15 protein-coding genes, 1 pseudogene and 1 riboswitch are annotated in these 13,391 nt (G+C 30.3%); of the genes and pseudogenes, 11 read left to right on the top strand and 5 right to left on the bottom strand.

What is annotated here, in order from left to right; translation table 11 throughout:
* Positions 1-54: 54 nt before the first annotated feature.
* From EDD66_RS05940 to EDD66_RS05990, 11 genes and pseudogenes are all read left to right on the top strand, one after another.
* Positions 55-1,194, top strand: a complete 1,140-nt coding sequence (locus EDD66_RS05940) for an RNA-directed DNA polymerase (RefSeq protein WP_123608651.1) — start codon at positions 55-57, stop codon at positions 1,192-1,194.
* A 635-nt stretch (positions 1,195-1,829) separates the two neighbouring features.
* Positions 1,830-2,507, top strand: coding sequence for a DUF4176 domain-containing protein (locus EDD66_RS05945; RefSeq protein ID WP_123608652.1), 678 nt, complete (start codon positions 1,830-1,832; stop codon positions 2,505-2,507).
* 78 nt (positions 2,508-2,585) lie between these two features.
* Positions 2,586-2,825 (top strand): hypothetical protein, encoded by a 240-nt coding sequence (locus EDD66_RS05950; protein WP_123608653.1) that lies wholly within the window; start codon positions 2,586-2,588, stop codon positions 2,823-2,825.
* A 6-nt stretch (positions 2,826-2,831) separates the two neighbouring features.
* The gene (locus tag EDD66_RS05955) at positions 2,832-3,044 is read left to right on the top strand and encodes a hypothetical protein (protein WP_123608654.1); all 213 of its coding nucleotides are present in this window, start codon (positions 2,832-2,834) and stop codon (positions 3,042-3,044) included.
* A 37-nt stretch (positions 3,045-3,081) separates the two neighbouring features.
* Complete coding sequence (locus tag EDD66_RS05960; RefSeq protein ID WP_123608655.1) at positions 3,082-4,896, top strand: hypothetical protein; 1,815 nt, start codon at positions 3,082-3,084, stop codon at positions 4,894-4,896.
* A gap of 15 nt (positions 4,897-4,911) precedes the next feature.
* Entirely contained in the window at positions 4,912-5,178 is a 267-nt protein-coding gene (locus EDD66_RS05965) for a hypothetical protein (RefSeq protein WP_123608656.1), read from the top strand.
* A gap of 46 nt (positions 5,179-5,224) precedes the next feature.
* Entirely contained in the window at positions 5,225-5,911 is a 687-nt protein-coding gene (locus EDD66_RS05970; RefSeq protein ID WP_123608657.1) for a hypothetical protein, read from the top strand.
* 548 nt (positions 5,912-6,459) lie between these two features.
* The gene (locus EDD66_RS05975; protein ID WP_170164264.1) at positions 6,460-7,059 is read left to right on the top strand and encodes a hypothetical protein; all 600 of its coding nucleotides are present in this window, start codon (positions 6,460-6,462) and stop codon (positions 7,057-7,059) included.
* 109 nt (positions 7,060-7,168) lie between these two features.
* Positions 7,169-7,645: pseudogene (locus EDD66_RS19050) on the top strand (transposase); the annotation flags it as partial.
* Positions 7,646-8,061: 416 nt separating this feature from the next.
* Entirely contained in the window at positions 8,062-8,313 is a 252-nt protein-coding gene (locus EDD66_RS05985) for a hypothetical protein (protein ID WP_123608660.1), read from the top strand.
* A gap of 129 nt (positions 8,314-8,442) precedes the next feature.
* Entirely contained in the window at positions 8,443-8,580 is a 138-nt protein-coding gene (locus tag EDD66_RS05990; protein ID WP_330510872.1) for an MGMT family protein, read from the top strand.
* Positions 8,581-9,611: 1,031 nt separating this feature from the next.
* Here EDD66_RS05990 and EDD66_RS05995 read toward each other — a convergent pair.
* The 5 genes from EDD66_RS05995 to EDD66_RS06015 all read right to left on the bottom strand — a co-directional run bounded on the left by EDD66_RS05995 (position 9,612) and on the right by EDD66_RS06015 (position 13,192).
* The gene (locus EDD66_RS05995) at positions 9,612-10,793 is read right to left on the bottom strand and encodes a cation:proton antiporter (protein ID WP_123608661.1); all 1,182 of its coding nucleotides are present in this window, start codon (positions 10,791-10,793) and stop codon (positions 9,612-9,614) included.
* A gap of 109 nt (positions 10,794-10,902) precedes the next feature.
* Positions 10,903-10,978: riboswitch (Fluoride riboswitch) on the bottom strand.
* Positions 10,979-11,052: 74 nt separating this feature from the next.
* Positions 11,053-11,232: a small, acid-soluble spore protein, alpha/beta type gene (locus EDD66_RS06000; protein ID WP_123608662.1), complete on the bottom strand. Its 180-nt coding sequence runs from the start codon at positions 11,230-11,232 to the stop codon at positions 11,053-11,055.
* A gap of 159 nt (positions 11,233-11,391) precedes the next feature.
* Positions 11,392-12,129, bottom strand: a complete 738-nt coding sequence (locus EDD66_RS06005) for a radical SAM protein (RefSeq protein WP_330510874.1) — start codon at positions 12,127-12,129, stop codon at positions 11,392-11,394.
* Between the two features lie 113 nt (positions 12,130-12,242).
* Entirely contained in the window at positions 12,243-12,767 is a 525-nt protein-coding gene (locus tag EDD66_RS06010) for a hypothetical protein (protein ID WP_123608663.1), read from the bottom strand.
* A 26-nt stretch (positions 12,768-12,793) separates the two neighbouring features.
* Positions 12,794-13,192, bottom strand: a complete 399-nt coding sequence (locus EDD66_RS06015; RefSeq protein WP_123608664.1) for a hypothetical protein — start codon at positions 13,190-13,192, stop codon at positions 12,794-12,796.
* Positions 13,193-13,391 lie beyond the last annotated feature (199 nt).

The following is a 13,391-nucleotide window of genomic DNA, read 5'->3' on the forward strand; positions in this document are numbered from 1 at the left end:
TTTTGTTCTTTGTACCAGGTGAAGAATGAAGAGTATCTTGACAGTAGGCTAGAAATGCATACATATCACCAAGAATATTTGCTAAAAATTGATTTAAGTAAATGTTATGAAAATATATATACTCACAGTTTAACTTGGGCTTTATATGGTAAAGAACAATCGAAACTTGAACTTAAAAAGAGTCCAAGCCATCGAAATCCAATATATATAAAATGTGATAATCTAGACAGGAAAGTTAGATCAATAAATAATAATGAAACAAAAGGTATACCTACAGGACCATTAGCTTCAAGAATAGTGTCTGAGGTAATATTATCATCAATTGATGAAATATTGAGAAGTAAAAATTACCATTTCAAAAGGTATGTAGATGATTATAATTTTTATTTCAGAAATGAGGTAGATGCATACGAGTTTTTACCCCAGTTTCAAAACATACTCTACGAATACAAATTGCATATTAACACTGAAAAAACAAAGTTAGAGAAATATCCTTATCAATTAAATCAAGATTTTACGAAAGAATTAAAAGCACATAACTTTAAAAATGAAGGATACTTAAGGTATATAGAGAGATTAATAGAATTACATAATGAAGGGAATAAAGGGGCATTAAAATATGGTCTTAACGTACTAGGGAAAAAAAGAATACCAAGTAAAGAGAATAAAGTTATTTTCTCGCATTTAATTAATATTATGATCTCGTTTCCTAATCTGTCTGAGCAAATTTATGCAATTATTATTAATAATAATTTCTCTTATGATATAAAGACTGAAGAAACTGTAAATAGCATTTTGATTCATTGTATTAAGAATAAATACGAATTAGAAACTATCTGGTTACTGACTGTTATGGGGTTCTTAAGAATGAAAGTAGATACAATAAATCTAATTAGCATCATTAACCATGCTGAACCATGTGCAACTATTATTGTACTTGATTATATATTTAAAAACACGCTTAGTTCTGATGTTGCTATTAAGGATGCAATGAACAACCTAAAATTATTATTGATAAATGAGAAAAGTTATGGAGAAAAATGGTTATTATTATACGAAATTAATAGAAATAACTGGATTAAAGGTCTACGAAAATGTCTTGATGATAGCCCATTTTTAAAGAATGCATATAAAGATAATATCTTTTTTTTAAAAGTCCTATTATGTAAAATGACAGAACAGACGGAGCCGTAAACCCTTATTTGTTGCTAACATTAGGCATTATTTAGCGCCAACCTTCCACAATTGCGGAGTAAACCAATTTCGCATTATGTTTATTTTGCATAATTTAAAACATTAGTCCAATTTAATAAAGGAATAATTCTGTAGTTGCGGTACTGGTGGATATAGTTGGTACAATAGGTCATGGACTATCAGAAGTTGGGATGATGGGACAACAGATGAATTGGATATTACTAAGGATAGGAAAAAGGAAATTCGACAGGCAATTTCAATTGTAGTTTAGCAACTTCGTTCTTATCATCCATGATGGACTTACATGCGTAACCTTAAACCCCATCTTTCATTGTGATTTAGGAATAAATGAATAAATGCATAATTATTCTAGATAAAATGGAAGGAATACTATATAACCCGATTCTATAAAAAGTTGATTAAGTTCAGCTAAGTTTGATGAGTCAGTAGACGCAAAAATCTACTGGCTATTTTTATGCATAAATCAAGGATGATATTGTAATTGTAATATTGGCGAAATAAAATTTTATATTATGCTTTAAAAAATACTTGACTTTAATTGGTTAATTAGGTGCAAGATAGTTGTGTAAATATTACATACGATATTAATTCGAGAAAGAGGGGCAACAGTAAACATGGAAGAAATCAATAAGAATGATATGAAAATAATGATGTGGAAAGATAAGGTAAACAGCTTAGGATACCTTTCCGATAGTACTAAATGTACAGGAATTAATTTTGGTGGGTACTACCTGGAACATTCAAAGTTCCTGTATGAAATTCTAGGAGGACTTGAAGCAGGAAGTATGGTATTGCAGGATCAAAAAAATGGTGCCAAATTTGAAAAACAGGATAATAACTGTTTGTTAACAGTTAACACTGAACAGATTGAATTGAGTAAAACAAATATGAAGGGGTTCATAGAATCTCTTATTACAATCATGGAAGATATTTTACCATTAGGAAGTATTGTTGATTTGAAAAGGGAATATTTTGCAAATGAGATATTAAAAAATAAGGTAGAAAATATAAGAATGGTAATCACGCATCGCTTCTTAAGCAAAGAAGGAACAGATGTTTATTTCCCTTATGCAGGAGTTGTTTACCCGACAGGCATGCTAGGCCGGGGTGAAGTACTATATTTTACACCAGGATTAATAGAAAATGTAATTCATAGAGGATTTGAGGATGTACAGGAAACAGCCTATGTCAGTCAGATGAAAAGGGAATTTATTGTAGAGAATAACATGATTTCCTGTGGGTTTGCAACTAAGGAGAAAGTCGAAGAATTTATTAGGGATAGGAGGAACTAAAAGTGGGAAATACATCAGTGGATACTATAATCATAAAAATAGAAGAGCTGGAGGAACAACTGATACTATTAAAGAGCAGTGGAACAGATTCGACCATACGGTGAAACTTATTTAAAGAAAATAATAACAGATATTGAAGATATGAATTCGGATTTTATATCAAAGATAGAGAAAGTACTTTCAAACATGACAGATACCAAAGCACCAGCTATGATTAATAAACTGGATGCTTATATGAACTATGTTAAAACAACTGTAAAAACCTTTCATGGTGTAGCTAGTGAAATACAAGATATAATAAGTGAAAGTGAGGAGTAATCATATATGGCAGGATATACATACGGAACATCAAAAAGATATATCAGTTTATACAGGAAATCTATAGAGAAAACTATAGCAGGTGTGAATAAGAATTTCAGACAGATGGATTTTGAAAATGCAGATGTAAAAAATGAGATGGAAGAGCACATCAACAATATTATTAATTATTGCAATCAATTAATATATGAGTTAGATAGTATTTATCTTACAGATTAAGAATGAGGGAAAAAATAGAAAAAGGAGAGAGAAAAAGTTGAAAAGGGACATACAGATTTGCTATAATGATATAGAATTAATATGTAAATCTTTGGATTTGTTTAGAACTGCAATAGAAGAGATTAAATCTTCCATGAAAAAGTTTGACGGTTATATCCAGATGAATTCTGGTAAAACCATAAATGAACTAATTGAAAAGAATAGCGTAATAAATGATGAGCTGAATGTTTGCATGGAGGAAGTTACAGATTTATATGATATATTCAGCGGATATATCGACGCTACTAGTTATTACATAAAAGCCGTAAATCCAGCAGCCATGATGAGGGTAGACAGAAATGATATATGGTGGAATCTATTCTCAGTATCTAGTGTAAAGGCTACCTGTGATAACCTGGAATTTCTTAAGTATCGACAATATGGAACCACATCAGCGGCTTTCTATCTTGATGAGGACGAGAGAGAAAGAGAGAATAGAAAGTTAAGGCATAATTATGAGGAAATGGAAGATTACAGGAGTAAGTTCTGCAGGACTTATGAAAATATCCAGGATGAACTGGAGGAGTTAGAAAGAATCTATAAAAACAAGATCATCGAATTTGAAAATGCAGATGATTATTATGCAGGTAAAGCAGAAGAACTGTATGATAAATATTCAAGTCGTAGCGAAAAGCTATGGGATTTTGTAGAGGGAGCCGGAAAAGCAATCTATGATTTTGTTGATGGAGTAGTAACATCAGTTGATGATCTAGTAACAGGAATTTTAAGCTTAATCGGTGGGTTAGTAATTTTTACTGCAGCTGATATTGTATATTTGACTACCTATCCTTTTGGAGTAACACCAAAATGGGCATCGGATTGTGTTACTAAAGTGGATACTACAGTAAAAGCTATCCTAGAGGATCCTGTGCTTATAGTAGAAGGGATGGCTCAGGAGGGATCCGATACCGTCGAAGAAAAAGGAGTAGCATTTGGGGTGGGATTCGTTGGAGGAAGTGTTCTGGCAGATATACTTATAAGCAAAGGGCTTGGGAAATTAAAAGTATTAAATAAGGCCGATGGAGCTGGGGATATAGCTAAAAATGCAAATATATTATCAGGTTCAGGGGATGATATAGCAGAGGCTAGTGCTAAGACGAGGGTAGTTGGGAATGGTTTAAAGACTACATTTAAGTCTTGGTATGATTTTGACAATTATATTAAAAGTATAGGAAAAAATTCGAGTCTTTCAATAGATGAAAAAGTATTAGCAATTCAAGAAGCATATACCAATGTCATTAATAAAACAGATATAAATATCCCAATAGATTCTAAATATGTAATAGGGTTTGATTCAAATGGCGCTGTTATTTATGATTGGCCAAAGTATTTAGGATTTAAAAAAGAAAGTATTTCATCAATTACACGTGATAGCTGTTTGCCAGATACTTGGGATAGAAGTGGATATATGGGTGGCAAGAATTTTTCACCAATTCCTGAAACTGGAGCATATTCTCATAGTGAAAAATCAATACCTTATGTAGTAAATAATGAAGCATACCATAGTGGGACATTTAATAATTCAACATATTTTGATAAAATTGATGCTATTAAAGAAAATGATATGACAAAATTAAATAGTATCTTAGTATCTGAAGATATAGAAAAAGTTGATACTAATACATTTAACGATTTGGTTGATACCTATAACGATTTTATCGAGGATACTCAAGAGGCTGTAGGAGATATAGATGCTACTTATGGGTTAAAGGGAATAGCAGAAGAATGGAAAGATTTAGAAGGTGGAGCAGAACAAATTACAACGCCTTTTAGTGGGACGATATTAAAAGCGTTAGGGATTTTAAAAGAGTAGGAGGATTTATAATATATGAAAAGAAATGATTTTTTAGAGAAAATTAAAAAATATGATGGAAAATTAGAAATGTGGCAATTAGAAACTAATGAATTATGTCATGGTGATTATATACTAGGGTGTTATTTTGATAATGACTCAAAGGTGTGGAAGGTATACATTAATAATGAACGAGGAAGACAACGTATAAAGTTATCTACTAAAGATGAAGATGAGGCTTTTGATAAATTGTTTTCGATGGTTCAATTTCAAGCTGAGATGATTAGAAGAAGTCAATCTTGAGTATATATTTAAGATATAAATAGTAGTGATAAAGAAGGTTTAGCATATGATAAATAAAATATTATTTGAATATAAAAACGCATTTAGCTTTAAAAATAAATATTTAAAGTATTTTAAAAAAAGAAGTGTTATAATTTCTTTTGCTATTGTTGTATTAGGTTTTACAGTTCTTACATTTTTAAGTTATATATTAGAAATGTCTTGGCCATTAATATTTCTTTGCATTCCCATTTTTTTTATAATGCCTATTTTAAATATTGAAATAAAGAGAATAGTTAAAGAGCAATATGACTGTAAAAATAAGTATGAAGTAAATAAATTATTTAAATTAGATTTTGAAAAAAGGCTAAGACAAAAATATATTGATGTTCTAAATATAGAACAAATAGATTATTTAATTCCTTTGATAGATCAAAACTTAGCAGAGTTAAAGCCAAGTTTATATATTAAAAGTGGAATATTTGCTGGAATCTTTGGTCCACTTTGGTTAAGTTATGTAACTACAATATTTAAATATACTAAAAGCATAGATGAAGCCACAAAAGTATTTGTCATTATTATTGTACTTTTTGCAATGATTTATGGTCTTTATTTTGGTTTTAAAGAAGGAATAATAAAGGATATTTTATATTCAGATTATAATAAAATGAAAGAGCTACGAAATTTAATGATAGAATATAGGCTAATTAACATGAATGAGAAATCAAAAATAACACCTACTATTAAAATATAAAAATAGAATATTATCGGAAACTACTAGTTCATAATTATCTTAACCATATTTCGGAAAATTATCTTTTAATAATAATATTAATGTCAACTAACGATTTTATTAATATTTTATTTTTCTTAAGTATAAGATATCATAGAAATTTTGACTTTAAATAATCTAGACCAATCTTTTTTTCAACATTTTATTCAATTATTATTACATAATATGGTATAATAATATAAAATCTAAATGATGATTGTGTTAAATTATAGGAGAGTAAATGTTGGCAAAACTCTAGATTTTATTAACTATGATATATCTTTATAGATAGTATAATAATTTAAATATTCTTTAGGAAGGTTATATGATTATGGCACAACTATTTGATAATAATTTTATTTTTGTTTATTTCTTTGCAATAATTACTATATTTAATTATTCATGTTTAAAGGAATTTCAGAAAATAGTGATCATTTATATTACTGTTTTTTCTTTGGGATAGTACTCTTAGCAATACCGTGATTGAACATGTAGCTGAGAAATATGTCATAAATGCAGCATATAAAAGTTTGGATGAATATTTAAAAATCTTTTGTGAATTACTTGGGGTTGAAAATATCGATAAAATCACAGCAGATAATCTTATCGAGAAAAAGGCGAGTCGCAACCTATTGACTCATAATAACATGAAAGTCAATAGTAAATATATAAAATCTGCCGGGAAAAATAGACGAAGCGATAAAGTTGGTACTGTATTAATTATTAATATAAGTTATCTGGAGGACACAATCAATACAATTATTGAAGTGCTAAATAAAATATTAGTAAATATAACAACCAAATACAAAGCTTATACTCGCAAAAAACTATTAATAGATGTGTGGAATTTTTTGTTTGATAGTCCTATGTTGAAGTTTGATGATTATTGGACTATTGATTCCAAAACAAGTTATATTAGCTTTAATAGTGAAAAGGCTGAAAGTTACATATCTAATTTATCATCATATGAGACAACGATGTTATCGATATGGATGCAACAGTTTAGTCAGACATTAGCTAGTGACTTTTTAGAGCCTAGGAGAACAAGAATGTGGATAAGCATGGAAGATGAGGTGGCATTTTTTGCTACTGTTGTAAAGAAGTACCCCAATTTATTTCAAAAGGTATAGTGGCAGGAATTTCGATGGTTAATGGAGGGACTTGAGATAGAGCAAAAAGGTGCAATTAGACCGGCACGCCCAGGTGCGTTTTGCTAGCGAAAAGAATAGCTTAAATCTTCAGTGTGGAACAGAACTTAGACCAGTCGGTAAGGAAACGATACGTGAGGAGCTGGAATACATTCCAGCAAAACTTCAGATTGTCCGTTATGTCAGAATGGCTTATGAATGTCCCAAATGTAAGCATACTAATCATCCATATATTCAGAAGGCAAATACCCCCACCTCTTTAATGAATCATTCTCTGGCATCTCCCAGTTCGGTAGCAAATGTAATGTACCAAAAGTATGTAAATAGTATTCCTCTTTACCGTCAGGAAAAGGATTGGGAACAGCTTGGTATCTCTCTGTCAAGGGCAACCATGGCTAACTGGGTAATCCGTTGTTCTGAGGATTATCTCATTCCGGTAACGGAGCATCTTCGAAAGGAACTGCTTATAAGAGATATCATTCATTGTGATGAGACTCCGATACAGGTTCTAAAGGAAGAAGGTAAGAAACCACAAACCAAGTCATACATGTGGTTATACCGGACCGGCAAACCATATAGTTATGATCAACGTTTATTACCTTATGTAGAAGATTTCAGTAAATATAAACAATACGAATTAACTGATGATTTAAGTAAATTAAAGAGTTATATAACAAACTGTAAAGATAAAGATTTGGTTCAAGATATACAAGATTATATGTCATATAAAAAAATAAAATCATATGATGATTTAATAGCATATAAAGGTGAAATAGCTTCAGGCTTTGGGTCGACAGGTGGAGGTATACAATACCAGTTACCATTGCCAGTAGATATTCTTGAAGACCTTGGTTTGCTAAAAATGATTAAGTAAGGAGAATGGAAAATGACACTAGAGGATGCAATAGAAATAATTGAAAAAGAAAATTTAAACAGATATAAAAAAGTATCATTTAATGGTGAAGATATTAGTGAAAATTAGCAATGGATTGGAACACGATTGGACAAGATATAATAAGTAGCACTATTAGTGGCATCCTTGTTGTTATTTTTGGTGGTATCACTGGATGGTTTGTATACATAACCGGAATAAAAGGAAAAGAAAAAGACCAGGCAGCTTCCGAACGTAAAAATCAAATATATATCCCGCTAAAATATGAATTAAATTCAATTACTCATACTTCAGACAATATTTGGAATAAAAATAGAATCTCCGGAAGCAAGAAAGATTGTTGAAAAAAATGATAAATTATTAACAAACAAAAAAATAACACCAGCTGAATATATGATAAGAGACTTGAGTTTTAGAAGAAAATTTGATTTATGAAATTCTTTCTGTTGTGGAGGAAATTCCGAAGGGTAGTGTTGCTACATACGGACAAATTGCAAGACTACAGACTGGCACTAGGATGGATTGAACAAGGTGACTTGCTTCGCAATGAGGGTATTCCTCTGAAAGATGGAACTCATGTTGATTTAAAGAAATGCCAATGGGATTGCTGATAGTAAAACTACAGATGGTTATTGTGGCTGGTTTTAAGGTGAATTCCAAAAGAACAGTAAAATACATGTAATAAGCTTTCTAGATTATGAAGAACTCAAATCTAAAAACGAACGATTGAGAAAACAATTAACAAACCGATAAATTGAAATTCGTATATAGTTGAACTAAAAAAGTCACAAGATAAAGTGGAGGAATGAATATGAATTGCCCATATTGTAGCGAAAATTTCTATAACAAATTACATTAGGATATAGATAATCGTAACTGTTTCAACTATTCGCAAAACGCAAGTTTAACGAAAAGTACGACAGTTTTTCAAAGGATATATACTGATCAATCCTAATTCATTCATCTGGACCCTAATTCATATATTTCTATGCTAAGCTTAAATTGTTATTAATATTGAATGATTCACTCTTCAATTTTGTAATTTTATATTTTTTATATCTATCAAATTAGTAAAACCCCTTTTGTATAATAATATATTACATTGGATTTTTCTTAAAAAATGAGCATTTATTATATAATAATATACATACTCCATATTGGTTTATTACTTTAGAATGGATTACTTTATTATTGCTTTGTTATAACTTTCATAATTATTTTAAAATATAAATAATTATATTTAGTATTATAAATCAATCCAGGTAAATATAATCAATAAATTAATCATCTTAAAGCTCATAAAGCTCATAAAGCTCATCTGTTGAGCATCCTTAATATTTTTTCTAAATATATTTTAATATGTTCCAACTCTTTATTTTTCTGTAAACCTTTAAATTATATTCTTATTAATATCTTTAATCACAACGACTTAATAATCTCCAAGAGTTATTGATAATAGTTCTCATTTAACAATGTTTTATATTTTCAAATCCGATTATTTTATCATCTTGTTCCGCCAGTTCAGTTCTTTTGAATGTGTCATCCTAGATTCTTTAGATATATTAATGACACATCATTTAATTGTATCCTGTGCTGTTATTTTATGTCTTTATTAAATTCTAAAGTCAGGATAAACGGATATCTACTCTCCTCTTGTCAAAAAACTTTTATAAGTCATATCTATCCCCAAAGCTCCAAGCGGTGCTGTAATTAAAATAGATAAAACGGCTACTGTAAGTACAATCGGCCCACAGGAAAGACCTAAGGTCAAGGGAATGGAACCAATCGCTGCCTGCACAGTTGCTTTAGGCATATATGCAATCATGCAGAATAACCTTTCCTTTATAGTCAGTTTTGTTTTAATCATACAGAAGAATACACCTGCCATACGGAAAATAAGCACACCCAATATTACTATGATTGCAGAAAATCCTGCTAAAATAGAATATTTTATATCTACAGTTGCCCCTACCAGCACAAACAGAAGAACTTCTGCACCAACCCATAACCTGGAGAATTTATCAGATAGGCGTTTTGATAAATCGAAATGATTTTTCTGTAAAGCAGCCCCTAAACTCATGACAGCCAATAAGCCCGAAAATGGAACAATACCTTTTAAAGACTGTTCTATAGCAACTAATAAAAAGGAAATACTTAATATAATTATAACTTTTGCAGAGTCTCTAAGATGTAATTTTTTAAATACAGCTGATAATATTATTCCTATCAGGATACCAATAATAAGACCAAAAATAATCGATATGGGAATCTGCACGAAGCTCATAGGTGATATCTGTTCTCCCTGGGCAAGGCCTGTAAAAGCGGTAAATAGTACGATTACAAATACATCATCTACAGAAGCTCCAGCCATAATTAACTGGGGTATACTTTTATTCATTCCATATTTTGTTTCCATTAAATGAAGCATTTTAGGTACTATAACAGCTGGAGAAACAGCAGCAATCACTGTTCCCATGATGGCCGCATCTAAAATAGAAATGTTTAATAATTTAGGTGCGATCAGTATCATTCCTGCAATTTCAAAGCAGGCTGGTATAAAACACATAAGAATAGCTGGTCTTCCAACCTTTTTTAAATCTTTTATATCAAGTGCCAAGCCGGCTCGGGTTAATATAATGATTAATGCTAATTGCCTAAGATCTGCTGATATAGATAATATGGAGTCGTCTAACCAATTTAGGGCATAGGGGCCTAATATGATTCCTGTAATTAACATACCTAATAAACTAGGCAATTTGAGTTTCTTAAAGATTGCTCCTAGGGACATTCCTAAAAGAAATATGAAAGCTAAACTTGTAAGCATGAGTATCCTCCTAAAAAATATATTTGTTTTTTATCACAGAAGGGCAGCTTTTTTATGAAATAGGATATGCATTTTATTCTACTACATAAAAAAAGCCAATGCATCTGTGAAAATCACAGAAGTCATTAGCTTAATAAGCGGTTTGGGCAATATTGCCATGGGAGAACTTCATTCCCTTTTTGTATTATAGTACTTGTTTCTAAATATGTCAATACAGGAAAGATTCTGCAGAATATTTAAATATTAATTTATTTCTTTATTATTTTTCATTATCTTTCATTGATCTTTCCATAATTTCTAAAGATTTTGTTACAATATTTCCGCAATCCTTTGAAGATACATCTTTCCAGCCATTCGTTTTGACTTTGTCATAGACTCCAAGTTCCTTTGCTATCTCTTCCATCTCGCTTTTTGGTATATTACTTTTATGATTACTCATCTCATTTCATATGATGTATTTATAGAAAATACATCACTACTCTCCTTTCAAAATCAATCTTCATTATCTCTATGTATGACAATTTCCGTCATTTTACATATCAGACAAAGATATTATGTGTAAAAGAAAGAGACTTATACATTTATAGTCTATGATACATTATAAGGATAAAAAATTCTCAACTTTATCTTTTTGTTCAAATAAAATACAACCTCCGATGTGATCTTCCATTAACATGTCACTATTTCTAAGATTGTTAAATAGTTTTGATTTCATAGCTTCCTTTAAGGAGGTATCTCTCACATTGATATCGGAATAAGGAGAAAAGGGACAAGGTTCAGCACCACCATGGGAATTAATATGAAAAAATCCTCTGCCAGCGGCAAGACACCCACCAGAACTTTTTTCATCACCAGGAAATGAAATAAATAGCATGTTTTCATATTCTTTACGATGAAGGCTTAATTTGTTACTTAAAAGTTCCCTTTCATCATCCCCAATAGCCAGATCCTTGCTGTCCTTAGAAACTGGTACATATTCCACGTAGATTACTCCTTTACAGCCATTTTCTAAAAGATGTTCAATAAATGGTCTTGATGTCACTTCTTCAAAGTTTGAGGTAGTGACAGTAACCGATGCTCCGAATAATATTTTATTTTTCTTCAATTTACCCATGGTTCCAGCCAGAATTTTATAAATACCTTCGCCACGTCTTTCATCCGTTTTTTCTTCCCGGCCCTCAATACTTAACACTGGAATTAAGTTTCGATATTTTCCAAAAACCTTAATATATTCATCATTCAATAAGGTTCCATTTGTAAATATGGGGAACAGGATTTCTGGTATGGTGCCAGCTGCTTTAATAATATCCTTACGGACTTTCTTTTGGATTTGCAATGGAAGCCTTAATAATTCCTTTCACTATATTTTCAATCCCTTTAGATAAATATTCTTCTAAATTAAAATCTTCCACTTCATATCTCCCTTAAATAATTTATATTTAGATTCTTTTAGTAAAACCATTTTGTAGGAAGATAGAAAAAGAATGGTGCCGTAAAAATTGCGATGGATAAAGCGATCTTTTTCTTTAGTGCATTTTCGATTTCAACCTTTCTTAGACTTATCTTATAATTAAAAATATAGATAAAAAGGGACGTAATAATAATAGCAAAGGTAACCCAAAGAAAAGAAAATATGCTTTCAAATGGATTATAAGATACTGCGTTTGTTAAATTTTCATACCACCATTTACCCATTGGTGATTCATAATCGAGAAAACCATCAATTAAACTGGGTGAGAACATTATAAATGTTCCAATAAAATCCGATAGAAAACCAAATCCCCAAACCTTAAAAATAATTTTTTTATAGATTCCTTGCCCAGATAACTTTAGTACCTTTAACGTAATTAAGACAACTATAGTATCAATAAGAAAATTTGAAGGTAAAATAACCAACCATGTCATTGGGAAAAGCCATAGCAGCCATATTGGAAATATGACATTATAGAGTTTTAAATTTGTTTTTTCATTCATTCCTATCCCCTCCTAATATTAAAATATTATATAAAAAATTGATTATATATTATCAGGAATAATCCACTAATAATAAAAATGATATTTATATGTCTGGATTTTTTAATAGAGTTTTTTAGTAAATGACTCCTGGTATCTTCAATTTTATTTTCTTCCTTTTTGGCTTCAAGATTAAGAAAAGAAGTATATTGGGCATTAGATTGTCCTAACCCCCAGAGACTTGCTCCGGATGGATTTCCATGTATAGACATAAGTCCTCCTATGATAATCAGTATAAGACCTCCCCCAAATAATATATCTTGAATATTATAATTAAACTGTTTTGAAATGAAAATAGCAATAACATAAATAATTATTGAAAAGATAAGGCTTAATATAACCAGTGTTAAAATTTTTTTAAGAATATTTAATAGATTTTGATTCATTTATGTTCTCCTTTAACTTTAGCATATAGAAAAATGATATCTATATCATTCTAACATTATATGTAAATTTTGTAAAATGAAACAAAGTATTTTATTCTGGTATGCATTTATATTGGAGTGCTTATATCATTAGATATCGCCCTATTCCATAAAAAATAGAGGTATAAACTAAAAAGCTTATACCTCTATTTTTTATCAT

The sequence above is a fragment of the Mobilisporobacter senegalensis genome, from assembly GCF_003752155.1.
In the GTDB taxonomy this organism is placed as follows: domain Bacteria; phylum Bacillota; class Clostridia; order Lachnospirales; family Lachnospiraceae; genus Mobilisporobacter; species Mobilisporobacter senegalensis.

Coding starts and splice junctions, on each gene's coding strand:
- EDD66_RS06010 (WP_123608663.1), bottom strand. CDS start 12,767: ATGAATGAAAAAACAAATTTAAAACTCTATAATGTCATATTTCCAATA.
- EDD66_RS05945 (WP_123608652.1), top strand. CDS start 1,830: ATGGAAGAAATCAATAAGAATGATATGAAAATAATGATGTGGAAAGAT.
- EDD66_RS05965 (WP_123608656.1), top strand. CDS start 4,912: ATGAAAAGAAATGATTTTTTAGAGAAAATTAAAAAATATGATGGAAAA.
- EDD66_RS06000 (WP_123608662.1), bottom strand. CDS start 11,232: ATGAGTAATCATAAAAGTAATATACCAAAAAGCGAGATGGAAGAGATA.
- EDD66_RS05970 (WP_123608657.1), top strand. CDS start 5,225: ATGATAAATAAAATATTATTTGAATATAAAAACGCATTTAGCTTTAAA.
- EDD66_RS05940 (WP_123608651.1), top strand. CDS start 55: ATGCATACATATCACCAAGAATATTTGCTAAAAATTGATTTAAGTAAA.
- EDD66_RS05995 (WP_123608661.1), bottom strand. CDS start 10,793: ATGCTTACAAGTTTAGCTTTCATATTTCTTTTAGGAATGTCCCTAGGA.
- EDD66_RS05985 (WP_123608660.1), top strand. CDS start 8,062: ATGGATTGGAACACGATTGGACAAGATATAATAAGTAGCACTATTAGT.
- EDD66_RS05955 (WP_123608654.1), top strand. CDS start 2,832: ATGGCAGGATATACATACGGAACATCAAAAAGATATATCAGTTTATAC.
- EDD66_RS06015 (WP_123608664.1), bottom strand. CDS start 13,192: ATGAATCAAAATCTATTAAATATTCTTAAAAAAATTTTAACACTGGTT.